Annotated in this window: 20 protein-coding genes, 2 tRNA genes and 3 pseudogenes; 17 read left to right on the top strand and 8 right to left on the bottom strand. The window is 35.0% G+C overall.

Annotated features, from left to right (window positions below; translation table 11 throughout):
* Positions 1-10 precede the first annotated feature (10 nt).
* The 16 genes and pseudogenes from CM54_RS09755 to CM54_RS09680 all read left to right on the top strand — a co-directional run.
* Positions 11-937, top strand: coding sequence for a YybS family protein (locus tag CM54_RS09755; protein WP_103157034.1), 927 nt, complete (start codon positions 11-13; stop codon positions 935-937).
* A 29-nt stretch (positions 938-966) separates the two neighbouring features.
* A complete protein-coding gene (locus CM54_RS09750) occupies positions 967-2934 on the top strand; it encodes a DHH family phosphoesterase (protein ID WP_023349981.1) in 1968 nt (655 codons plus the stop codon).
* Positions 2931-3377, top strand: a complete 447-nt coding sequence (rplI, locus tag CM54_RS09745; RefSeq protein ID WP_002434521.1) for a 50S ribosomal protein L9 — start codon at positions 2931-2933, stop codon at positions 3375-3377. The genes CM54_RS09750 and rplI overlap by 4 nt, the downstream gene beginning before the upstream one ends.
* Before the next feature lie 48 nt (positions 3378-3425).
* Positions 3426-4826: a replicative DNA helicase gene (gene dnaB / locus CM54_RS09740; RefSeq protein WP_002434020.1), complete on the top strand. Its 1401-nt coding sequence runs from the start codon at positions 3426-3428 to the stop codon at positions 4824-4826.
* A 278-nt stretch (positions 4827-5104) separates the two neighbouring features.
* Positions 5105-6388: an adenylosuccinate synthase gene (locus CM54_RS09735; protein WP_002434422.1), complete on the top strand. Its 1284-nt coding sequence runs from the start codon at positions 5105-5107 to the stop codon at positions 6386-6388.
* 271 nt (positions 6389-6659) lie between these two features.
* Positions 6660-6734: transfer RNA gene (locus CM54_RS09730), tRNA-Glu, on the top strand.
* A 5-nt stretch (positions 6735-6739) separates the two neighbouring features.
* Positions 6740-6812 (top strand) — tRNA-Asp (locus CM54_RS09725).
* Positions 6813-7327: 515 nt separating this feature from the next.
* Positions 7328-8029 (top strand): response regulator YycF, encoded by a 702-nt coding sequence (gene yycF / locus CM54_RS09720; protein ID WP_002434481.1) that lies wholly within the window; start codon positions 7328-7330, stop codon positions 8027-8029.
* 12 nt (positions 8030-8041) lie between these two features.
* Positions 8042-9874: a cell wall metabolism sensor histidine kinase WalK gene (gene walK / locus CM54_RS09715; RefSeq protein WP_037550832.1), complete on the top strand. Its 1833-nt coding sequence runs from the start codon at positions 8042-8044 to the stop codon at positions 9872-9874.
* Positions 9867-11204 (top strand): two-component system activity regulator YycH, encoded by a 1338-nt coding sequence (yycH, locus tag CM54_RS09710; protein WP_002434631.1) that lies wholly within the window; start codon positions 9867-9869, stop codon positions 11202-11204. Before walK ends, yycH begins: the two co-directional genes overlap by 8 nt.
* Positions 11205-11993 carry a two-component system regulatory protein YycI gene (locus tag CM54_RS09705; protein WP_037550830.1) on the top strand — a complete coding sequence of 263 codons (789 nt, stop codon included), beginning with the start codon at positions 11205-11207 and terminating at the stop codon, positions 11991-11993. It abuts the gene before it with no gap.
* A gap of 623 nt (positions 11994-12616) precedes the next feature.
* A complete protein-coding gene (locus tag CM54_RS09700) occupies positions 12617-13399 on the top strand; it encodes an MBL fold metallo-hydrolase (RefSeq protein WP_002445012.1) in 783 nt (260 codons plus the stop codon).
* Positions 13400-13809: 410 nt separating this feature from the next.
* Entirely contained in the window at positions 13810-14289 is a 480-nt protein-coding gene (rlmH, locus tag CM54_RS09695; RefSeq protein ID WP_037550827.1) for a 23S rRNA (pseudouridine(1915)-N(3))-methyltransferase RlmH, read from the top strand.
* 252 nt (positions 14290-14541) lie between these two features.
* Complete coding sequence (locus tag CM54_RS09690; RefSeq protein ID WP_037550825.1) at positions 14542-15027, top strand: GNAT family N-acetyltransferase; 486 nt, start codon at positions 14542-14544, stop codon at positions 15025-15027.
* Positions 15028-15207: 180 nt separating this feature from the next.
* A pseudogene (locus CM54_RS13155) lies at positions 15208-15294 on the top strand (hypothetical protein); the annotation flags it as partial.
* A gap of 460 nt (positions 15295-15754) precedes the next feature.
* Positions 15755-16570: pseudogene (locus CM54_RS09680) on the top strand (restriction endonuclease subunit S); the annotation flags it as partial.
* Here CM54_RS09680 and CM54_RS12960 read toward each other — a convergent pair.
* Both CM54_RS12960 and CM54_RS09670 read right to left on the bottom strand, forming a co-directional pair.
* A pseudogene (locus CM54_RS12960) lies at positions 16550-16835 on the bottom strand (hypothetical protein); the annotation flags it as partial. The pseudogenes CM54_RS09680 and CM54_RS12960 overlap by 21 nt on opposite strands.
* A 57-nt stretch (positions 16836-16892) precedes the next feature.
* Positions 16893-17390, bottom strand: a complete 498-nt coding sequence (locus CM54_RS09670) for a GNAT family N-acetyltransferase (protein WP_037550821.1) — start codon at positions 17388-17390, stop codon at positions 16893-16895.
* 509 nt (positions 17391-17899) lie between these two features.
* Here CM54_RS09670 and CM54_RS09665 point away from each other — a divergent pair.
* On the top strand, positions 17900-19027 hold the full coding sequence (locus CM54_RS09665) for a zinc-dependent alcohol dehydrogenase family protein (protein WP_037550819.1): 1128 nt from the start codon (positions 17900-17902) through the stop codon (positions 19025-19027).
* A gap of 95 nt (positions 19028-19122) precedes the next feature.
* Here CM54_RS09665 and CM54_RS09660 read toward each other — a convergent pair whose 3' ends face one another.
* The 6 genes from CM54_RS09660 to ccrA all read right to left on the bottom strand — a co-directional run bounded on the left by CM54_RS09660 (position 19123) and on the right by ccrA (position 24141).
* Positions 19123-19344, bottom strand: coding sequence for a hypothetical protein (locus CM54_RS09660; RefSeq protein WP_037550817.1), 222 nt, complete (start codon positions 19342-19344; stop codon positions 19123-19125).
* 14 nt (positions 19345-19358) lie between these two features.
* Positions 19359-19862, bottom strand: coding sequence for a DUF1643 domain-containing protein (locus CM54_RS09655; protein ID WP_037550815.1), 504 nt, complete (start codon positions 19860-19862; stop codon positions 19359-19361).
* 17 nt (positions 19863-19879) lie between these two features.
* Complete coding sequence (locus CM54_RS09650; RefSeq protein ID WP_037550813.1) at positions 19880-20191, bottom strand: DUF960 family protein; 312 nt, start codon at positions 20189-20191, stop codon at positions 19880-19882.
* An 86-nt stretch (positions 20192-20277) separates the two neighbouring features.
* Positions 20278-20628 carry an SAUGI family uracil-DNA glycosylase inhibitor gene (locus tag CM54_RS09645; RefSeq protein WP_037550811.1) on the bottom strand — a complete coding sequence of 117 codons (351 nt, stop codon included), beginning with the start codon at positions 20626-20628 and terminating at the stop codon, positions 20278-20280.
* A 516-nt stretch (positions 20629-21144) separates the two neighbouring features.
* Positions 21145-22770 (bottom strand): cassette chromosome recombinase CcrB, encoded by a 1626-nt coding sequence (ccrB, locus tag CM54_RS09640; RefSeq protein ID WP_037550809.1) that lies wholly within the window; start codon positions 22768-22770, stop codon positions 21145-21147.
* Positions 22771-22803: 33 nt separating this feature from the next.
* Positions 22804-24141, bottom strand: a complete 1338-nt coding sequence (gene ccrA, locus CM54_RS09635; protein WP_037550808.1) for a cassette chromosome recombinase CcrA — start codon at positions 24139-24141, stop codon at positions 22804-22806.
* Positions 24142-24225 lie beyond the last annotated feature (84 nt).

Genomic DNA, 24225 nt, shown 5'->3' with positions numbered 1-24225 from the left:
GTCAAAAAGTATGGGAGTGGCGTGTGTGTTTTCAAAAATACAACCTAAAGCAACTATTATTGCAACTATTTCATTACTGATAGTCGCTTTAGTAACACATGTATTACCTATTCTCGGCTTAATTTTATGTTTATTTGCAACGATTCCTGGCATCGTGCTATGGAACCGCTCTGTACAATCATTTGGAATTAGCGCTTTAGTAACAGTGATTCTAACAACGTTATTAGGTAATACATTTGTCTTAAGTATGATGGTACTTATCTTAATTTTAAGTTTTATCATTGGTCAATTACTTAAGGAAAGAACTTCAAAAGAAAGAATTCTTTATGTTTCGACGGCTTCATTAAGTTTAATAACATTGATTGGATTCATGTTATTACAAACATTCGAAAAAATTCCAAAAGCAGCCGTATTAATTAAGCCATTTAAAGATGCGATGCATGATGCCATCTTAACAAGTGGATTAGATTCTAACTATAGACAGATTCTTGAGGAAGGTTTCCGACAATCAACGGTCCAACTCCCTAGTTATCTTATTATAGTCATTTTCCTTTTAATCTTAATTAATCTGATTATTACATTTCCTATCTTACGTAAGTTTAAGGTCGCAACTCCGATCTTTAAGCCATTATTCGCATGGCAAATGAATCGTGTACTATTATGGATTTATCTTATAGTTCTTATTTGTGTAATGTTTGCGAACCAACCAAGTATATTCCAAAGTATCGTCTTGAACTTTGAGGTTGTGTTATCATTAGTGATGTATATCCAAGGTTTAAGCGTTATACATTTCTTCGGTAAAGCTAAGAGATGGCCGAATGCTGTAACGATTTTATTAATGGTAGTGGGGACACTACTTACACCGATGACACATATCGTTGGTTTACTTGGAGTTATTGATTTATGTATTAATTTAAAACGAATTATTAAAAAATGATTATTAACTAAGTGATTAGAGGTGGAAGAATGAACCGTCAATCCACTAAAAAAGCATTGCTCATACCATTTATACTAATGGTACTCACAGCCATTGCATTAGTCATCGTATGGTTTATTTTCAACCAAATCGTCGCTGGCATTGCAGCAGCAATCCTCGTCGTGATGATTATCATTAGTGGCGTGTTATTGAGACAAGCTTTTCTTAAAATGGATAATTATGTGGATGATTTAAGTGGTCACATCTCGGCAAGTAGCAATAAAGCAATCAAACATTTGCCGATTGGGATGATTGTGTTAGATGAAGATAACCACATTGAATGGATGAACCAATTCATGACAGAACACGTTGAAACTAATGTGATTTCTGAAAATGTAAACGAAGTCTTTCCTAACATATTGAAACAATTAGAAAAAGTACAAGAAGTAGAAATTGAACATAACAATTATCATTACCATGTGCGATATTCAGAGAATGAACATTGTTTATATTTCTTTGATATCACAGAAAGCGTACATACCAACGAGTTGTATGAAGATTCAAAGCCAATTATCGCAACGTTGTTCTTAGACAACTATGACGAGATTACGCAGAATATGAACGATACACAACGTTCAGAAATCAACTCAATGGTTACACGTGTCATTAGCAGATGGGCACAAGAATACAATATTTATTTCAAACGTTATAATTCTGATCAATTCGTTGCATATCTTAACCAAAAGATATTAGCAGAACTTGAAGATTCAAACTTTGAAATTTTAAGTCAGTTGAGAGAGAAAAGTGTTGGTTACCGTGCACAACTCACTTTAAGTATCGGTGTCGGTGAAGGTACAGAGAACCTTATTGACCTAGGGGATTTATCTCAATCTGGTTTAGACTTAGCACTCGGTCGAGGAGGCGACCAAGTTGCCATTAAAAATATGAATGGTAACGTTCGCTTCTACGGTGGTAAGACTGACCCTATGGAGAAACGTACGCGTGTACGTGCCCGAGTAATTTCTCACGCACTTAAAGACATCTTAACTGAAGGCGACAAGGTAATTATTATGGGACATAAACGCCCTGATTTAGATGCAATTGGTGCAGCGATTGGTGTCTCACGTTTTGCATTAATGAATAATTTAGAAGCCTTTGTCGTTCTCAATGATTCAGATATTGATCCGACTTTACGTCGTGTCATGGACGAAATTGATAAGAAACCAGAATTAAAAGAACGCTTTGTCACTTCAGATGAAGCTTGGGATATGATGACGTCTAAGACGACAGTCGTTGTCGTGGATACGCACAAGCCTGAAATGGTCTTAGATGAAAATGTCTTAAATAAAGCAAACCGTAAAGTCGTTATTGACCACCACAGACGTGGCGAAAGCTTTATTTCAAACCCACTATTGGTATATATGGAGCCATATGCAAGTTCAACTGCAGAGCTTGTTACTGAATTATTAGAATATCAACCAACTGAACAAAGATTGACACGTTTAGAATCAACAGTCATGTATGCAGGTATTATAGTAGATACTAGAAACTTCACATTAAGAACAGGTTCAAGAACATTTGATGCTGCAAGTTATTTACGTGCGCATGGTGCAGATACAATCTTAACGCAACACTTCTTAAAAGATGATGTAGATACTTATATTAATCGTTCAGAACTTATTAGAACGGTTCAATTACAAGATCATGGCGTAGCAATCGCTCATGGTTCAAATGATAAAATCTACCATCCTGTTACGGTTGCACAAGCAGCCGACGAGTTGTTAAGTTTAGAGGGTATCGAGGCATCTTATGTTGTGGCTAAACGTGAAGATAACCTCATCGGTATCTCTGCACGTTCACTAGGTTCTATCAACGTTCAATTAACGATGGAAGCATTAGGTGGTGGTGGACACCTTACAAATGCTGCCACACAAATTAAAGGTGTCACTATAGAAGATGCTATAGAACAATTACAGCAAGCAATTACAGAACAAATGAGTAGGAGTGAAGATGCATGAAAGTAATTTTCAAACAAGATGTTAAAGGTAAAGGTAAAAAAGGCGAAGTAAAAGACGTACCAGTAGGTTACGCAAACAACTTCTTACTTAAAAACAACTATGCTGTAGAAGCAACTCCTGGTAACTTAAAACAATTAGAACAACAAAATAAACGTGCTGAAGCAGACAGACAACAAGAAATCGATGATGCGAAAGCACTTAAAGAAAAATTAGAAAACATCGAAGTTGAAGTATCAGCTAAAACAGGTGAAGGCGGTAAATTGTTTGGTTCAATCAGTACTAAACAAATTGCCGAAGCATTAAATAAACAACATGATATTAAAATTGATAAACGCAAAATGGACTTACCACATGGTATCCACGCGTTAGGTTATACAAATGTGCCAGTTAAATTAGATAAAGAAGTTGAAGGTACAATTAGAGTACACACAGTAGAACAGTAATTTCGAAAATAACAAAGATGGATTGAAATAAGAGGTGTAAAGCAAACAATGGATGGAATGTATGAGCAAAATCAAATGCCGCATAGCAATGAAGCTGAACAATCTGTCTTAGGTGCCATTATTATAGATCCAGAATTGATTAATACAACTCAGGAAGTCCTCCTTCCTGAGTCGTTTTATAGAGGCGCCCATCAACATATCTTCCGAGCAATGATGCATCTTAATGAAGATAACAAAGAAATCGACGTTGTCACACTTATGGATCAACTATCTAGTGATGGAAGCTTAAGTGAAGCGGGTGGCCCTCAATATCTCGCAGAGCTATCGACTAACGTTCCAACAACGCGAAACGTTCAATATTATACAGATATCGTCTTTAAACACGCGTTAAAACGTAAGTTAATTCAAACGGCAGATAGTATTGCAAATGATGGCTATAATGATGAATTAGAACTAGATACAATCCTAAGTGATGCCGAAAGACGTATCCTTGAACTTTCTTCTACAAGAGAAAGTGACGGGTTTAAAGATATTAGAGATGTCTTAGGACAAGTGTATGAGACTGCCGAAGAACTCGACCAAAATAGTGGTCAAACGCCTGGTATTCCAACAGGTTATCGAGATCTCGACCAAATGACTGCTGGGTTTAACCGTAATGATTTAATCATCTTAGCGGCTCGTCCTTCCGTGGGTAAGACTGCCTTCGCTCTTAATATTGCCCAAAAAGTTGCGACACATGAAGATATGTTTACAGTAGGCATATTCTCGCTTGAGATGGGTGCAGACCAGTTAGCAACGCGTATGATTTGTAGTTCAGGTAACGTAGATTCAAACCGCTTAAGAACTGGTACGATGACAGAAGAAGACTGGAGTCGTTTTACGATTGCAGTTGGTAAATTATCAAAAACTAAGATTTTTATCGATGATACACCAGGTATTCGTATTAATGACTTACGATCTAAATGTCGCCGTCTTAAACAAGAACACGGCTTAGATATGATAGTGATTGACTATCTACAATTAATTCAAGGTAGCGGTTCTCGATTCTCAGACAACCGTCAACAAGAAGTATCAGAAATCTCACGTACACTTAAAGCCATTGCCCGTGAACTAGAATGCCCAGTTATCGCACTGAGTCAGCTTTCACGTGGTGTTGAACAACGTCAGGATAAACGTCCAATGATGAGTGATATTCGTGAATCTGGGTCTATCGAGCAAGACGCTGATATCGTTGCTTTCTTATACCGTGATGATTACTACAATCGTGGCGAGGATGAAGATGATGACGATGATGCAGGCTTTGAGCCACAAACGAATGATGATAACGGTGAAATTGAAATCATAATTGCTAAACAACGTAACGGCCCAACAGGAACTGTGAAACTTCATTTTATGAAACAATATAATAAATTTACAGACATTGATTATGCTCATGCAGAAATGACATAAAATTTATTTTTCCGTACAATAAACTTATTTTTAGTTTTATTGTACGGTTTTTATTTTGTTTTCATTCTTTGCAATCACTTGAAGTATGTATATCATTTTCCGGAAAATGAACTCAAAAGCACTGATAACACAACGATGAAACTGTATAAAAAGTAAAAACAAGATGAATCAATTGCAAACAACTTAAACAAATTTAATGTTCGATTTTTATTTGCAATCTCATAGGCATATTGGTAGAATATCTAATGGTTAAACGAGAAAAACTTGGAGGTGCTCTTATGTCATCAATCGTAGTAGTTGGGACACAATGGGGAGACGAAGGTAAAGGTAAAATCACAGATTTCTTAGCAGAACAAGCAGATGTTATCGCTAGATTCTCAGGTGGTAATAATGCAGGACACACAATTCAATTTGGTGGAGAAACTTACAAATTACATTTGGTACCATCAGGTATCTTTTATAAAGATAAATTAGCTGTTATCGGTAACGGTGTAGTTGTAGATCCAGTAGCATTATTGAAAGAATTAGACGGTTTAAATGAACGTGGTATTTCAACTAACAACTTACGTATCTCTAACCGTGCACAAGTCATCTTACCTTATCACCTAGCTCAAGACGAATATGAAGAACGTCGTCGTGGAGATAATAAAATCGGTACAACTAAAAAAGGTATCGGCCCAGCATACGTAGATAAAGCACAACGTATCGGTATTCGAGTAGCAGACTTATTAGAGAAAGAAACATTCGAACGTCGTCTTAAAGAAAACATTGAATATAAAAATGCTTATTTCAAAGGAATGTTCAACGAAACATGCCCTACGTTTGATGAAATCTTTGACGAGTACTATGCAGCAGGTCAACGCTTAAAAGAATATGTCACTGACACAGCTAAAATCTTAGATGATGCTAACGTTGCAGACGACAAAGTATTATTCGAAGGTGCCCAAGGTGTCATGTTAGACATCGATCACGGTACTTACCCATTCGTTACGTCAAGTAACCCAGTTGCTGGTAATGTCACAGTAGGTACAGGTGTAGGTCCTACATCAGTTTCTAAAGTCATCGGTGTATGTAAATCTTATACGTCACGTGTAGGTGACGGTCCATTCCCTACAGAATTATTCGATGAAGATGGCCATCACATTAGAGAAGTAGGTCGTGAATATGGTACAACAACAGGACGTCCACGCCGTGTAGGTTGGTTCGACTCAGTAGTACTACGTCATTCACGTCGCGTAAGTGGTATTACAGACCTTTCAATCAACTCTATCGACGTTTTAACAGGTTTAGATACAGTTAAGATTTGTACAGCATATGAGTTAGATGGCGAAGAAATCACTGAATACCCAGCTAACTTAGATCAATTAAGACGCTGCAAACCAATCTTCGAAGAACTTCCAGGTTGGACAGAAGATATCACAGGTTGTCGCAGTTTAGAAGAACTCCCTGAAAATGCACGCAAATACCTAGAGCGTATTTCAGAATTATGTGGCGTACACATTTCAATCTTCTCTGTAGGCCCAGACCGTGAACAAACAAACCTATTAGAACAATTATGGTAAAACAAAGTATAAAAGAAAGCTGAGATCATTAATAATGTTTCAGCTTTAAAAAGACCGACTCGTTACATCACAACGAGTCGGTCTTACTTTATTTATATAGAAGAAAGTAGTTTAATACGCAATATGTACCCCCGTTTCAAACGGCGCCATCAACACTTTTATAGCAATATTTCTCATTTATTAACCCTTAAAAAATATTGTTAAATTTATGTAAAAAATAGCTTGTCACGAAAAGATGAGCTATGCTATAATCTATTTTGTGCTTAAGAACGGCTCCTTGGTCAAGCGGTTAAGACACCGCCCTTTCACGGCGGTAACACGGGTTCGAGTCCCGTAGGAGTCACCATGATAGGTCCCGTAGTGTAGCGGTTAACACGCCTGCCTGTCACGCAGGAGATCGCGGGTTCGATTCCCGTCGGGACCGTATTGCCTACCCAATAGGGTAGGCATTTTTTTATACCTACATATCCGTTTTATTCCTATTACAATCCATATACTCATATCAAGTAGTAACTTCATCCTCACCCACACATAACGCTCACTTTACAATCTCTATGACGTTGCAATAAAAACTTAACATTTACGCTATTTGTTTACATTTTCAAAAGGGAGAATCGCATAAGCATACGTTTTACACCAAATATTTATATTACAAAATAATGAAAACACTGATATAAAGATAATTTGAGCTATTTGCAACTGTTCAACATATTTTGTAATACAGTATTTCAATGGTAAAATTATAAATAATATTATTCTATAATTTTTAATACAAAAATAGAATTACCCGTTCATAAATGGTAAATTATATATTAGGTAACTATGCGCTATATATATTACATACATCACCTTTCACAAGGTATAATAGAGAAAAAAATATAGCCTTCACATAATTAAACGAACGGAAGAATTACACTTTGAGAAAAGAGGTTAAAATATATGGCTAGAAAAGTTGTTGTTGTCGACGATGAAAAACCAATTGCTGATATTTTAGAATTTAATTTGAAGAAAGAGGGATACGAAGTATTTTGCGCTTACGATGGTAACGATGCAGTAGATTTAATCTATGAAGAAGAACCAGATATCGTACTCTTAGACATCATGTTACCAGGCAGAGATGGCATGGAAGTATGTCGCGAAGTACGTAAAAAATTCGAAATGCCAATCATCATGTTAACAGCGAAAGACTCAGAAATTGATAAAGTATTAGGACTTGAACTTGGTGCAGACGACTATGTAACAAAACCTTTCAGCACGCGTGAACTTATCGCCCGTGTGAAAGCAAACTTACGTCGCCATTATTCACAACCAGCTCAAGAAGTGAGTGGCGCTACAAATGAAATAACAATCAAAGATATCGTCATTTACCCAGACGCTTACTCAATTAAAAAACGTGGTGAAGATATCGAATTAACACATCGTGAATTTGAATTATTCCACTACCTTTCTAAACATATGGGTCAGGTAATGACACGTGAACATTTATTACAAACAGTGTGGGGTTATGATTATTTCGGTGACGTACGTACAGTTGACGTAACGATTCGTCGTTTACGCGAAAAAATTGAAGACGATCCATCGCACCCAGAATACATTGTGACACGTAGAGGCGTTGGATACTTCCTCCAACAACATGATTAGAGGCAACATCCTATGAAGTGGCTTAAACAATTACAATCCCTTCACACTAAACTCGTTATTGTTTATGTATTACTGATTATTATTGGTATGCAAATCATCGGTTTGTATTTTACTAATAGTTTAGAAAAAGAATTACTCGATAATTTTAAAAAGAACATAACGCAATATGCGAAGCAGTTAGATGTTAATATAGAAAAAGTTTATAACGATAATGACAAAGGTACGGTAAACGCTCAAAAGGATATCCAAAACCTTTTGAGTGAATATGCCAACCGTCAAGAAATCGGAGAAATTCGCTTCGTTGATAAAGACCAAATTATCATGGCTACGACAAAGCAGTCTAACCGTAGTCTAATTAATCAAAAAGCGAATGACGGTTCCGTCCAAAAGGCACTTTCTCTCGGTGAAACCAACAACCACATGGTCCTTAAAGACTATGGTAGTGGTAAAGAACGTGTCTGGGTTTATAACATACCAGTTAAAGTCGACAAACAAACCATCGGTGATATTTACATAGAATCGAAAATCAACGACGTATATAACCAACTCAATAACATTAACCAAATCTTTATCGTCGGTACAGCTATATCATTATTCATCACAGTAATCCTCGGTTTCTTTATCGCCCGAACGATTACCAAACCAATTACCGATATGCGTAACCAGACTGTTGAGATGTCTAAAGGTAACTATACTCAACGCGTGAAGATTTATGGTAACGACGAAATCGGTGAGCTCGCACTTGCTTTCAACAACCTATCTAAACGTGTGCAAGAGGCGCAGGCCAACACCGAAAGTGAGAAACGCCGTCTAGATTCAGTTATCACACATATGAGCGACGGTATCCTCGCGACAGATCGCCGTGGACGCGTGCGTATTGCGAATGATATGGCGCTTAAGATGCTCGGTCTCGCGAAAGAAGACGTCATCGGCTATTACATGCTCGGTCTTCTTAACCTTGAAAATGAATTCTCACTAGACGAAATCCAAGAAAACAATGATTCCTTCCTATTAGATATTAACGATGAAGAGGGTATTATTGCGCGTGTCAACTTTAGTACCATCGTGCAAGAAACAGGATTCGTCACAGGTTACATTGCCGTGTTACATGATGTAACAGAACAACAACAAGTTGAACGTGAACGTCGCGAATTCGTAGCAAACGTTTCACACGAACTACGTACGCCACTCACATCAATGAACAGCTATATCGAAGCACTCGAAGAAGGCGCTTGGCAAGATGAAAGCCTTGCACCACAATTCTTATCCGTTACACGTGAAGAAACAGAACGTATGATACGACTCGTTAACGACTTACTCCAATTATCGAAAATGGACAACGAGTCAGACCAAATTACTAAAGAAATCGTTGACTTCAACATGTACATTAATAAAATTATTAATCGACATGAAATGGCAGCGAAAGATACAACATTCGTAAGAGAAATCCCACAACAAACAATATTCACAGAAATCGATCCAGATAAGATGACACAAGTATTCGACAACGTTATCACTAACGCAATGAAATATTCACGTGGTGATAAACGAGTTGAGTTTCATGTGAAACAAAATGCACTTTACAATAGAATGACCATTCGTATAAAAGATAATGGTATTGGAATTCCAATCAATAAAGTAGATAAAATATTTGATAGATTCTACCGTGTTGATAAAGCACGTACACGTAAGATGGGTGGTACAGGACTCGGTCTCGCAATTTCCAAAGAAATTGTTGAAGCGCACAATGGACGCATCTGGGCAAACAGCGTAGAAGGTCAAGGTACGTCTATCTTCATCACACTTCCTTGTGAAATCATTGAAGACGGTGATTGGGATGAATAGTAAAGAACATATTAAATCAATTATTTTAGGTCTTCTCGTACTCATCAGTATCGTTTTGACATACTTGGTCTGGAACTATACACCAGACCTCAATAATGTTACTAACTCAGATAGCAGTAAAAAGAACGAGCCGAAACCACTAAGTAAACCTATGACAGCAAGCATGGAAGGCACGGTTACACCATTTCAGATCATTCATTCAAAGGATGATAAACCACAAGGAACGGTCTCAACAGGTGATGCACTTGATAGCATTACGAAGCCATTGAAGAACCAAGAAGTTAAATCTGTGTCACATATGCGCAGAGATCATAATCTTGTTATACCAGAACTAAGTAATGACTTTACCGTGCTAGATTTCACATACGATTTACCTTTAACGACATACTTAAGTCAGGTGTTAAACATCGATGCGAACGTACCCAACCACTTTAACTTCAATCGATTACTTATAGACCAAGACAATGACAATCACGTGGTGCTTTATGCGATAAGTAAAGACCGTCACGAAGTCGTGAAATTAAAAACATCAGCACAAGGTAAAAATATAGATAGCGCCTTAGACAGTATTAAGTCAGATATGCAACCATATACTGAAATCATCACTAATAAAGACACTATCGATAAAGCAACACACGTCTTCGCGCCAAGTAAACCTAAAGACTTAAAATCATATCGTATGGTCTTCTCAACAATGAACGTCGAACGAATGAATTCCATTCTCTTTGAAGATTCAACTATCGTACGAAGCTCTCAAAGTGGTGCGACAACATATAACAACAACACAGGCGTCGCGAACTATGACGATAACAGTGAAATGTATCATTATAAAAACCTATCTGAAGACGCGAAAAGCTCAAGCAATATGGAAGAAACAATTCCAGGTACCTTTGAATTTATCAACGGCCATGGTGGATTCCTTAACGAAGATTATCGTTTATTCAGTACAGATAATAAGACAGGTAAACTGACTTACCAACGCTTCTTGAATGGTTACCCTACATTCAACAACCAGAATTTAAATGAAATTCAAGTCACATGGGGTAAAAAAGGCGTCTTCGATTACCAACGCTCATTACTTAAGAGCAGCGTTCAACTGAACAGTGAAGAACCTAAGACATTACCTACAGCCGAATCCGTTCGTTCAGCACTTGCCAATAATAATAATATTGACTTTGAAAAGGTAACCAACATTGCAGTCGGCTATGATATGGATGACAAACCAGATAAAGATGATATAGAAGTTCAACGCAACAGTGAATTCACACCACAATGGTACGTAGAATACGATGGCAATTGGTACGCCTATAAAGATGGGAGGCTTGAATAAATGAATTGGAAACGCACAAAGACGCTATTCATTTTCGTATTTATTCTCGTCAACATCTTACTCGTCATGATATACATCGATAAAGTCAATAAAGCACAGATTAATGACGCAGAAAGTGGGAACAACGTTAATTTTCAACAAGAAGAAATTAAAGTCCCTACAGACGTACTTAATAAGAAAGTTAAAGATACGAAACTCGCACAAATCACAGCACGCTCTAAAGACTTCTCAAGCTATGCTAAAGAACATTCAAGTCTAGATACATCAGACAAAGACAAGACATTAGAGGGCGATATAGACAAAACTGTGAAAGTAAGCGATAAGAACCTAAAAGACATTAAAGATTTTATTGCAGATAGTATTTATAACGGTAAACAATATCAATTGAGTGATCTAAGTTCAGATAAAATCACTTACGAACAAACCTTTGAAGGTTATCCTATTATGAATAACAATAAAGCACGTTTAACCTTTAATTTAAATGATGGAAAAGCAACAAGCTACAAACAAACAGCGATGAATAATATCCATATCGCAGAAGGGTCAAATAGCACTAAGAAACAAGTCATTAGCCCACGTAAAGCCGTCGAAGCACTTTACTTCAACAGATATCTAAAACGAAACGACCAAGTCATCGACGCACGCTTAGGCTATTACTCAGTCGTTAAAGAAACCAACGTACAATTACTACAACCCAACTGGGAAATCAAAGTTAAACACCACGGCAAAGACAACATAGAAACCTATTACGTCGAAGCCACCACCAAAAACCCAAAAGTTATTAACTAGGTGCTGAGAAAAGCGCTTAGGTCGCGAGCAATAACTAGCATCAAGCGAAAATTGTTCCTCAAATTTTAGCGCGATGCGTATTATTGTCGAACGACCTGCTTTTCGAAGCCCGTCAATTAAGGTGCGAAAGTGAGCGGTTAGGTTTTGAGCAGAACCGAAAAGCGAGCAAAACTGTTCTTTAGTTTTGACGAGACTTTGAGAGTTTCTGCCGAAAAACCTGCTCACTGAAGCCCGTCCATCATTCCTGCAACACTCAGTACAATAACGTTCATCATAAACGACTACTCACCTCTGTAGAGTGGTCGTTTCTTTATGCTATGACGAAGCGGTCAGAAAATGATATTTCGCGACACTAATTATTCATAAACTGACAATTGGCACACACCTTCTAAAATTGGTATAGTATAATATAAAGGAATTTTAGAGAACGTTTCGTTTCGAGAATTCATATTTAGAATCAACACACCTCGAAACCTCATTTATAACTCACATTAACGTGCAAAAAAGTAAAATAAAACTCAAGAACTACTAGAACCAAATGCACGTCTCACCCGCATCACACAAACAATTCTCAAACAAATACAGATTGTACATATTAGAAAGGATGAAGCCGCTTGATACGTATGAGTGTATTAGCAAGTGGTAGTACAGGTAACGCCACTTACGTAGAAAGTGAGAAAGGTAGCCTACTAGTAGACGTAGGTCTAACCGGCAAGAAAATGGAAGAGCTATTTAGCCAAATTGATCGAAATATCAAGGATCTAAACGGCATTCTAGTCACACATGAACATATCGACCACATCAAAGGACTTGGAGTTCTCGCACGTAAATATAACCTTCCAATTTATGCGAACGAAAATACTTGGAAAGCCATTGAAAAGAAAGATAGCCGAATCCCAATGGATCAGAAATTCATCTTCAATCCATATGAAACAAAGTCTATTGCAGGATTCGATATCGAGTCATTCAACGTCTCACATGACGCGATTGACCCACAATTCTATATCTTCAACAATAACTATAAGAAATTCACGATGCTGACGGACACAGGCTATGTGTCAGACCGTATGAAAGGCATGATTCGTGGTAGCGATGCATTCATGTTCGAGAGTAATCACGATGTTGATATGTTACGCATGTGTCGTTATCCTTGGAAGACAAAGCAACGTATCCTCAGTGATATGGGACACGTGTCCAATGAAGATGCTGGTCTCGCTATGACAGATGTCATCACAGGCAACACGAAGCGCATTTACTTGTCTCACTTATCTCAAGATAACAACATGAAAGACCTGGCTCGTATGAGTGTAGGCCAAGTTTTAAATGAACACGATATTGATACAGAGAAAGAAGTACTTCTCTGCGATACGGATAAAGCTCAAGCAACACCAATTTATACTTTATAATTGAATAACAGTAAGACACCCGACCTACTTAAGTATTTTTTTTAAGTAGGTTCTTTTTTTTGAAAATATTCTGTGGAAAAGTAATGAAAAATGAGGAAAATAATACGTAAGTTAGTCTAAAAAGTAGGTTATATATGCTATAAATGTAATTATTGAGCTTAGACACCCTCGAAGTTATCCACTAAAATGTCCATAGTTATCCAGTATTGTGTACAATACACACAAAAATACCCACATTATACACAGAGTTATCCACAAAATAACAGGTTATTACACAGGGAATGTGCATAAATCTCAAAAATAATTAAGAAAGTATAAATATTATTGTTATAATAAGAGGTAATAGTGTGCACAAGTGAATAACTTGTGGATAAGTTAGATAAATCATACATATTTACATGGAGGATAAAATGAAAATTACAATCCTGTCAGTAGGAAAACTAAAAGAAAAATATTGGAAACAAGCAATAGCAGAATATGAAAAACGACTAGGACCTTATACCAAAGTTGAAATTATAGAAGTTCCAGATGAGAAAGCCCCAGAAAATATGAGCGACAAAGAAATAGAACAAGTCAAAGAAAAAGAAGGCCAACGACTACTCGCTAAAATCAAACCACAATCCACAGTCATCACATTAGAAATCCCAGGCAAAATGTTGTCATCAGAAGGATTAGCTAAAGAACTACAAACACGCATGACCCAAGGACAAAGCGACTTTGTTTTCGTCATAGGTGGATCAAACGGCTTACACCAAGACGTCTTAAACCGCAGCAACTACGCACTCTCTTTCAGCAAAATGACCTTCCCACACCAAATGATGCGAGTCGTCTTAATCGAGCAAATCTACCGCGCCTTTAAAATCATGCGCGGCGAAGCGTATCATAAATGATGCGGTTTTTTTAGCCGCTTCGTAAAGGGATTTTGAACGTATCATACTGTATGAGGTTTTTAAAAAGAGTACTTAAGTTTGCTTGAAGCATATCATAAGTGATGCGGTTTTTTTGATTGATAAAATGTATTGTGAAATATTTATGCTTGGTCAATAGTTTATTATATTTGAATTAAAAAATATTATGTAGAAAAAGCAGGCCTAGATGAATACTTAGCAAAGAGTATTTTTAAAAGCAAGGGGGATGATTTTATGAGCATTAATATTCAACGTTTTGAAGAAAAGGATGCTGAGGAAATTGTTAAGCTAATTCATCGAGCAATGTTTGAAACGAACATCTCTGATTATTCTAAAGAAGATTTGGTAAAAGATGCTGAGAATATAACTGTGTCGTCAATCATCGAAAGAGCTTCTTGGACTCACTTTTATGTATTTAGAGATAAGGAGATTATCATTGCGACAGGTGCAATTGGTCCCTATTGGGATAGTCTAACAGAGAGTAGTTTTTTCACTATTTTTGTTTTACCTGAATACCAAGGTAAAGGGATTGGAAAACTTATTATTAATACATTGGAAGACGATGAGTTTTATAAGAGGGCTAGCCGGATAGAGATACCAGCATCAATTACTGCAGTTCCTTTTTATCAGAAGTTTGGCTATAACTTCAAGGATGGAGTTAGTATTGCTGATGAGGAAGGTATAGTAAGAATGGAGAAAAAACTTTACGACTTAAATTAACGTTACAAGTTAAGTAATTTTTAGTAAAATTATTAGTCGGATTTACAGATAAAAAGTAATAAATATACTATATTTTAAAAAAGTTCGTTATTTATCTAGTATAAAATAACGCGTCCAATATTAATTATTACTAAATTTTGATATATTTAAAGAAAGATTAAGTTTAGGGTGGATGAATGAATGGCTTATCAGAGTGAATATGCATTAGAAAATGAGGTACTTCAACAACTTGAGAGTTTAGGATACGAACGAGTAAACATACATAACGTTGAATCAGAAACTAACGACTACCTCAAAAAACTAGGAGTGTTAAAACATGACTGAACAAATATGTACTCCAAAAACTGAGATTTCCAGAGTTTAGAGATGAATGGAAAATGAAAATTATTAAAGAATTATTTAATGTTGTTTCTGGCTCTACACCTCTTAGATCTAATACTTCTTATTATGAAAATGGAAATTTAAAACTACAGACTTAAATAATTCATTAATTAATGATACTTCTGAAAAAGTAACTGATATTGCTTTAAATAACTTGAAGCTTTTACCTAAAGATACCGTTACTAATAGCTATGTATGGTGGATTTAATCAAATTGGTAGAACAGGAATTTTGAATATCAAGGCAACTACTAACCAAGCAATTTCGACTCTAATAAAAAAGGTAATTATAATTCTAAGTTTTTGCAATCTTATCTCAATTTTAATGTAAAACAGTGGAGACGTTTTGCAGCAAGTAATCGAAAAGATCCTAATATTACTAAAAGGGACATAGAAAAATTTAAAATACCATATACATGTCTAGAAGAACAAGAAAAAATAGGAACTTTCTTTAGCAAACTCGACCGCCAAATTGAGTTAGAAGAAGAGAAACTTGAAATTTTAGAGCAACAAAAGAAAGGCTATATGCAAAAGATTTTTTCACAAGAGTTAAGGTTTAAGGATGAAAATGGAAATAAGTATCCTAAATGGACTAACACCTTATTAAAAGATTTTTTCATTAATAAAGGTGGCACTGCTTTAGAAAAAGAATTTGAAAATAATGGTGATTATAAAGTTATAAGTATAGGTAGTTATTCTATGAATAGTACTTATAATGATCAAAATTTAAGAATAAATAAAAATGAAAAGACTGAAAAGTATATTTTATCACAAGGTGATTTAGCAATGGTTTTGAATGATAAAACTAAAGATGGAAATATCATTGGTAGAAGTATCTTCATAGATAAAGATAACTACTATATCTATAATCAAAGGACTGAAAGATTAATTCCACTAAGTGAAAATGATAATAAATTTTTATGGTTTTTAATGAATACAGACATAGTTAGAAATAAAATAAAAAGTATGATGCAAGGTGCAACACAAGTTTATATAAACTACTCGTCTATCAAGAATATATCGCTTCAAATACCAAGTTTTGAAGAACAGATAAAAATAAGAGAATTTTTAGAAATATTATTACACTTGATTACTGAGCAAGATAATAAAGTTAAATTATTAAAACAACGTAAGCAAGGCTTACTACAAAAAATGTTCGTTTGATACTGATAAAAACCTATTATGTAAAGTGTTAAATAGAGATAATATTATGAAAGCGAGTCCGAGATATAAAGTTTTTGAATAAATAAAAAAGACAATTTCTATCAAATTAATATAGAAATTGTCTTTTTTCATAAATTTTTTGATTATTTTCAGCTGGTTGAGTCGCTACTTTTCTTATATTGAATGCCATTAGCACAAATCCTAGTTCTCTTTTGACTTTATTTATCCCTCGAACGGACATTCGAGTAAAGCCCATTTTGATTTTATTAGAAGTAATTTAGGTTTGAACCTACCTAAGTGAATATATGAGTTGTTTTTTATGCTATAAAATATATTCAGATTTCAATAATGACATAAAATAGGCATCTTTATATTTACCTTTAGTATAGAATTGCTCTTTGAGTAATCCTTCTGTTTTAAATCCTTGTGACTCGTATATATGCACAGCTTTTTTGTTATCTGTATCAACATATAGATAGATCTTGTGCATGTTTAATATATCGAATGCATAACTTATCGCTTTTTCGAATGCAAATTTTGCATAACCTTTACCACTGAACTCAGGTTTAATAATTATTTGTATTTCACAATTACGATGGATGTAATTAATTTCTACTAATTCAACAATACCTACGACTTGATTTTCATCTTCAACAATAAAGCGTCTTTCCGATTCATCTAATAAATGCTTATCAAATAAATACTGAAGTTCCGTTAAGGATTCATAAGGTTCTTCAAACCAATAAGACATAATAGAATATTCATTATTTAATTCATGAACAAAAAGTAAATCACTATACTCTAATGCTCTTAGTTTCATAATTCCACTCCCAAAATTTTATATATATATTTGCATTATAAATATAAATAAAGAATAAATCATCATTCACTGTGAACACTTTATTTTAATAATTCACTGAATACTAATTCTCATTTTCTTTTTACCCTCTAATATCTCAGATTTATTACTCAGTGAAAGATGCTCTATCTTTATCAGCATATAGTTTTTATTTTGATAGATACTGATTAATAATCGTATGTAAATTATTGTTAAGTAAGGTTGTGATAGCGTCGTTATTCATAAAATCTTCATAAAGTATATTAAGTATTTCTTCAATATATTTTTAATTTTCACACCTTAAATTCACTTGAAAACAAAATCACTTCTAAATTATGACTGTACATAATAAACGTTAATAATAAATTTTTAAAAATCGGTGTTATATAAAGTAATCAAAATAATCAGAATTTTTTGTAAATAATAATATTAAAGTGTAAAATAACAGATAAGAATAGACTTAATATATATAAATTAAAGGAGTGTTGGAAGTGAAAACTAGAGCAGCAGTTTTACATGAAATGGGAGCTAAAAAGCCCTATAAAGAATCTAAACCTTTAAAAATTGAATACTTAGAACTTGATGATCCTAGTGAACACGAAGTATTAATTAAAATTCATGCAGCTGGATTATGTCACTCTGATTTGTCAGTAATTAATGGTAACAGACCTAGACCTTTACCCATGGCACTTGGTCATGAAGCTTCCGGTGAAGTAATTAAAATTGGAAAAGCTGTTACAAGAGTTAGCGAAGGAGATCATGTGGTATGCACATTTATTCCAAGTTGTGGAAAGTGTATCCCATGTAAAGAAGGACGTCCTGCATTATGTGAAAACGGAGCAATATCTAATGAAAAAGGCGAAATGTTAGAGGGAGGAGTGCGTTTATCTAATGATGAAGGAAAAGTATATCATCACTTGGGGATATCAGGTTTTGCTGAATATTCTGTTGTCTCTGAAAACTCTATAGTTAAAATTGATAAAAAAATACCTTTTGAACGTGCAGCTGCATTTGGTTGTGCTATTATCACAGGTATCGGTGCTGTGGTGAATACAGCTCAAATCCGTTCTGGTAGTAATGTAGCGGTGGTTGGTTTAGGAGGTATTGGATTGAATGCTATTATTGGAGCTAAACTAGCGGGAGCCAATGAAATTATTGCTTTAGATATTAACGAAGATAAATTTGAATTAGCAAAGCAATTTGGGGCTACAGCAACATTTAATTCAAGTGATCAAGATATTGATGAGCAAATTAAAGAATATGTTCCTGGTGGAGTAGAATATGCTTTTGAAACAGCGGGTGTAGTGCCAGCTATGAAAGTTGCTTATCAGATTACCAAACGAGGGGGAACAACTGTAACAACAGGACTGCCTAATCCTAAAGATAATTTTTCTTTCCCTCAAGTTACTTTAGCGGCTGAAGAACGTACCATTAAAGGGTCATATGTAGGAAGTTGTGTGCCTGACAGAGATATACCAAGATTCGTTAGCCTATACAACCAAGGACGTTTAAATATTGATTCACTCATTAGTGAAGTTATCACTCTAGATGAAATAAATGAAGGCTTTGATCGTTTGTCTAATGGTGAAGTCGGCAGAATTATAATGAAGATACATTGAATATAAATATTTTAAAACTAGTTACTAATAACTTTTTTAGAATAAAAAAAAGATATAAGAGCATCCCTCACCGCAAAGTGAAGGATGCTCTATTTTTATTTTGATAGGTAGTGATTGATGATCTCTTGGAAATCATTGTTGAGTAAGGTTGTAATAGAGTCATCATTCATAAAATCTTCATAGATGTTATCCAATATTTCTTCATCTTCAATAGCTGTAAAATGATGTACTAGTCCTTTTACAATTGAAATATAATTTTGCGATGCTAAGCAACTAGCAACTGTTCGCCAGTCTGATTGTGTGGTTTCATGGTTCATAGATAATCCTCCTTTTATTTCAATGTCCATTTTTGACGTGCTTTAGGGTTAAGTGGATGCATGATTTCGTTCGTTACTGGATTAATGAGCTTTTTGACTTTCTTTTTATGAGGTTTTAACATTTCCATCACTTGCGCTACACGTTCGACTACAACAGGGCGCTTCGCATAGGCACCATAAGCAAGAATCACTGTTTCACTTTCACTTATCGCTTTCATCAAGTGAATGTCGGTGTGTTCATCGTATGGCTCGTTGATATGTTTGAGATTTTCTGGACTTTTAATATTAGAGAATAGATTTACAAGATATACAGCACCGTATCGTTCTGAATTCGCTAATTGATTGAGGATAAGAACAGTTGTGAGATCGAGTGATAATACACCATCTAAATGAGAGTACATCGTTATCACTGTACAAGCGGGTTTCTTTTCATCCCATGTTTTCTTGAGTAAATAGCGGTGTTTTTCATCCTTGCTAAATATAGCTTCTGTGTGTATCGTATTTTTAATTGTATTCATATATATAATCACTTCCTTTAGTATTCTTCTGGCAAAAGCATCACATAATAAAAAGTGTCTACGTCATCTTCTCGGATGACGTAGACTTTCTTAGGTAATGCGTTTTGATTTTTTTCATAGTTTGTATAGTGATATTCCAATTTGTAGGCGGGTTGTTCTTGTTCATGTGTGATTGAGAGTATATTCTCATCTTCTTGTAGTCTAAAAATGTGTAGGTAATCTGTATGGCCTTGATTATCTTTTTCTTTTACCATATTCCAAAGTAAGATTTGAATGTCTAGAGATAGTTGTTCACTAATGCCTCGTGTAATGTATCGATTGATTTTCATACTATTTTACCTCGTCTTGAATTTCTTTCATGATGATAATCGCTTGGCTAATAATCGTAACAGATATTTGTGCCACTTTGATCCAATTATTCATGGTGAGATCCTCCTTCTCTTAGTAGATGACGTTCATCGATAATCGTATTTTTAGTATCTGTAAGATATAGAAAGTCCATATCAAAATGATCGAGATAACCAATGCTGATGAGCTGGTTGTTAGCGTACATAAGGAATGGATAGATACTTAGCTCATGTAGCTCATCATTATAGTAGGTATAAGTTTCAAGTGTAAGATGTGCAAGTGGGGTATGGTCTACAAAGCGAGTAGGAAGTATATTTTCTGCTGCATCTTCTAACGCTTCACATTCCCATGTTTCATTGTCAGATAGTTGGAATAGACGAGTTATATATTGTTTGAGTTCTTGAGTGATTGTTTGCATATTATTGCCTCCTAGATAGTGTGATAGTGATGTAGTTGATGTACATCATTGAGATAATATATATTTGATTTGTCATTTATTACGAATCCCGGTGGGGATAAGAGAAAATTCCGATCAAAAACCCGTGATAAACGTTGGTATGACAAGGAAATCCCGGAACCCCACTCATTTTGACGAACAATCAACTCATTATTTATAAGTATTGATGATAGGGTTGGGTTTCTACTTTCTTATATATTATTTATTTATAAAGAATAACGGGATTTTGGGATGGTGCTTGCACAATCCTTCTGCTTCTTCGAGTAAGCAAATCCCATTCATTTCCCATAAAAAATCATTGTGGGATGTTCTTTAGCAATTTCAATATAAGCTTCGTGTAGTAGTAGATAGATGATGTCAATTCGCTATCTCATTAGATAAGTGTTATTGAAATTGATAAAGAGAATTCTAAAAATCGTTAGATAAAATAAGTGAAAGAAGATAGGAAAGATTATTGTCAAATAATAGTTCTATTAGCTAAATAGTAAGATATAGGGTTTGTGGCAAAAATAAAGACGAAGTGCTGAGAAGCACTTCGTCTAGATTATTATTATTGAAAAGTTGTTTAATAATTTCATTATTAAGTTTTAGTGTAACAAAGAATTGCTTTTTATGATTCTCATCTTTACGGATGTCAATACGGTCAATAACCGTTAGGTACAAAGCTTTGAGCTGTGATTTATCCATGGATTCTATATTTTGAAATATTCGTTGTAATAAAGCAGCGATTTGTTTAGTATCATAAAATGGTTTCTCTTGATTTTGTTGGTGCTTGAGTTGATTAATTTGGTTTGTGATATCATTCAGTTGTGTTTCATATTGATGAATGGTTGGTTTGAGTGTAGATGTTAAGTCTGGATTGTCTTCGATGGTTTGAATTAGATTTTTAAGTTTAGTGCTAATTTCATCAAATTGTTGTTGTTTATAAGCAATATCATGGTTAAGTGCAGCTACATCGACTTGATTCTCTTGATTGACACGTTCGACAACTTGTTTGAGAACTTTATCACTTTTGACAATTTCAAGTATTTGGTCCATAACATATTTTTCAATGACATCGGCTCTAACACTATTCGCAGAACATACCTTTGAGCCTTTATTTCGAAAATTACTACACGAATAGTAACGAATACGTTTTTTAGTGCCATCTTTAAGTGTGTTTGTGGTGTTACTCGCAGCCATAGGTGCAGAACATTGGGGACACGAAATTATTCCAGTTAAAATATTGGTTCCTTTACCATGGACTTGTGGTTTTTCACTTACTTGTTTCTTACGTGCTTGCACTTTATCCCATAAATCTTGACTAATAATAGGTGTGTGTTTGCCTTCAGCGATCACTGGATTATCATTCAAGCCTTTACGTCGTTTATCATTCCAATCTTTGTATTTCGCGAATTGAATTTTACCAATATAGAATGGGTTTGAGAGAATATAAGTAACAGCTGAAATACTAAATGGATTACCTTTCTTAGTGACATAACCTTTATGATTGAGTGAATTGGCTATTTTACGATAACCATGACCTTTGGCATAAGATTCAAAGATATATTTAACGATGTTAGCTTCATGTTGATTAATCATTAATTCTTTTTTATTATCAGGTATGTTATTATATCCTAATGGAAGATTGCCTTGATAATAGCCCTCTAAAGCTCTTTGACGTTGTCCGGTGTAAATATTCTCTAAAATTGTATTTCTTTCAAATTCGGAAAAACTTGCAAGTATCTGGAGCATTAACTTGCCTGTTGAATTTTTGACTTCCATGCGTTCAGACAAGCTAAAAAATTCAACATTTTGACGATGAAGTTCTTCGACGATTGTAAGTAAATCGGAAGTATTACGTGCCAAGCGATTTGTTTTATAAACCATAACACAGTCTAATTTTCCATTTTTAGCATCATTTAACATGCGCTGTAATTCAGGACGGTTCATAGATTTTCCTGATATACCCCGATCTGCATATATATCAACGAGTTCATAGCCGTTAAATTGGCAATATTGCTCTATTTGTGTAATTTGACCCTCGATGCTATAACCCTCTACTTGTCTCTCTGTGGATACGCGAATGTAGCCTCCTACAAGCTTTTTCTTCATTTTATCCATTATAATCTATCCTTTCTTTAATTATACAATTGATTATTTCATAGTCTGCTTTACAATATTCAGTGGTTCGTTTTTGAAATAGATGCCAGCGAGGCTTTTATTTTTAGAAATATTAATTTCATCAATATAGGGGTACAACATGTTTAGTGTGAAACGTTGTTGAATGATGTTTTGGAAAGCTTTTCGAATTTGATACGCACTGATTGATGATATAGGTTTTGATTGTTGATGTAATGATTGCGTTTGTTCTCTGAACGTTTCTGCATCAATTTTGCCTTGGGCTAATTTTTCTATCAGCTGCTCGTGATTGAGTGTATTTTTAGTTTCTACATCTCTTTGTCTTTTGAGTCGTTGTTGAATAGTATGGTTTATTTTTGAATAGAGCTGTTGATTTTGAAAGAAGTCCTGACAAGTCGCTAAAACACTTGTTTCTAATTCTTGTGCGTTGATTCCTTTAAATTCACAAACAAAGCGAGCGTTATTCATATTTTGCGGACAGACATAGTAACGCAATGAATGATCTGGTTTTCGGACAGTCATGTTTGTGAGTGTCGAATGACAATAGGGACATTTGATTTTTTGTTTGAGCTGATTTTCTGACGGCTTACGTTTTACTTGTTTCTGAGTTCGGGTAACTTGAGCATCTTCATATATCGTTGTACTGACAATAGCTGGGAACATGTTTTCATATTGTCCGTATTGATTGATAACACGGCCACAGTAATTAGGGTTGAGGATAATATTACGTACTTGATAAGGCTTGCGATTAATGAAGTTATCATCAGCTTCTAAGTATTGCGCAATTTTTTTATAACCATAACCTTGAAGGTAATAATTGAATACAGCTTTTATTGTTGGTGCTTTTACTGTGTCTATTGTGAAAGTACCATTATGATATTGATACCCAAAGGGTGCATGTGTTGTAATCATTTTACCTTGTTTCGCTTTTTCTTTGATTCCATTTCGTGTTTGTTCACTGATATTATTAGACTCCATTTCAGCTAGACTCATAAGTATGTTTAGGCGAAAGCGGTCAAATTCTTTAGATAAGTCAAAATAACCATCATTCACACTGATGATTGTGACGTGATGCTTTTTACAAATTTCAAAGAATTGTATGGCATTTTTCAAATTACGATGTAGTCGATTCAAGCGATAGCAACACAATACTTTACATTTTCCAGACGTAATCATTTCTACCATTTTTTGATAACCTGACCGTTTCGTATGTCGACCGCTTCTCTTATCATCATAAAACGTCACATTAGACCATCCATATTGCTTAGCGGTATCCATAATAAGCGATTTTTGCGTCGCTAAGCTTTGTTGTTTGAGTGTACTTTGACGTACATAACCAATGGCTTCTACCATGTTAAACACCTCCAAAAAGATAATATATATTTGTGAGTAAATTAGAATGAAAGGTCCAACGTGCTTTTAACACGTTGGACCGCA

Origin of the sequence: Staphylococcus sp. TE8 (assembly GCF_000692055.1) — a bacterium.
GTDB lineage: Bacteria > Bacillota > Bacilli > Staphylococcales > Staphylococcaceae > Staphylococcus > Staphylococcus capitis.
Note: the sequence above shows the minus strand (reverse complement) of the source record. Positions and strands in the feature narration are given on the sequence as shown.

Excerpts from the sequence above, each read along its gene's own strand:
- yycF (WP_002434481.1), top strand. The coding sequence starts at position 7,328 with ATGGCTAGAAAAGTTGTTGTTGTCGACGATGAAAAACCAATTGCTGAT.
- walK (WP_037550832.1), top strand. The coding sequence starts at position 8,042 with ATGAAGTGGCTTAAACAATTACAATCCCTTCACACTAAACTCGTTATT.
- yycH (WP_002434631.1), top strand. The coding sequence starts at position 9,867 with ATGAATAGTAAAGAACATATTAAATCAATTATTTTAGGTCTTCTCGTA.
- CM54_RS09750 (WP_023349981.1), top strand. The coding sequence starts at position 967 with ATGAACCGTCAATCCACTAAAAAAGCATTGCTCATACCATTTATACTA.
- dnaB (WP_002434020.1), top strand. The coding sequence starts at position 3,426 with ATGGATGGAATGTATGAGCAAAATCAAATGCCGCATAGCAATGAAGCT.
- CM54_RS09655 (WP_037550815.1), bottom strand. The coding sequence starts at position 19,862 with ATGAATACAATTAAAAATACGATACACACAGAAGCTATATTTAGCAAG.
- CM54_RS09660 (WP_037550817.1), bottom strand. The coding sequence starts at position 19,344 with ATGAACCATGAAACCACACAATCAGACTGGCGAACAGTTGCTAGTTGC.
- CM54_RS09735 (WP_002434422.1), top strand. The coding sequence starts at position 5,105 with ATGTCATCAATCGTAGTAGTTGGGACACAATGGGGAGACGAAGGTAAA.
- CM54_RS09705 (WP_037550830.1), top strand. The coding sequence starts at position 11,205 with ATGAATTGGAAACGCACAAAGACGCTATTCATTTTCGTATTTATTCTC.
- ccrB (WP_037550809.1), bottom strand. The coding sequence starts at position 22,770 with ATGGATAAAATGAAGAAAAAGCTTGTAGGAGGCTACATTCGCGTATCC.
- CM54_RS09645 (WP_037550811.1), bottom strand. The coding sequence starts at position 20,628 with ATGCAAACAATCACTCAAGAACTCAAACAATATATAACTCGTCTATTC.
- CM54_RS09670 (WP_037550821.1), bottom strand. The coding sequence starts at position 17,390 with ATGAAACTAAGAGCATTAGAGTATAGTGATTTACTTTTTGTTCATGAA.
- rlmH (WP_037550827.1), top strand. The coding sequence starts at position 13,810 with ATGAAAATTACAATCCTGTCAGTAGGAAAACTAAAAGAAAAATATTGG.
- rplI (WP_002434521.1), top strand. The coding sequence starts at position 2,931 with ATGAAAGTAATTTTCAAACAAGATGTTAAAGGTAAAGGTAAAAAAGGC.
- ccrA (WP_037550808.1), bottom strand. The coding sequence starts at position 24,141 with ATGGTAGAAGCCATTGGTTATGTACGTCAAAGTACACTCAAACAACAA.
- CM54_RS09690 (WP_037550825.1), top strand. The coding sequence starts at position 14,542 with ATGAGCATTAATATTCAACGTTTTGAAGAAAAGGATGCTGAGGAAATT.
- CM54_RS09700 (WP_002445012.1), top strand. The coding sequence starts at position 12,617 with ATGAGTGTATTAGCAAGTGGTAGTACAGGTAACGCCACTTACGTAGAA.
- CM54_RS09650 (WP_037550813.1), bottom strand. The coding sequence starts at position 20,191 with ATGAAAATCAATCGATACATTACACGAGGCATTAGTGAACAACTATCT.
- CM54_RS09755 (WP_103157034.1), top strand. The coding sequence starts at position 11 with ATGGGAGTGGCGTGTGTGTTTTCAAAAATACAACCTAAAGCAACTATT.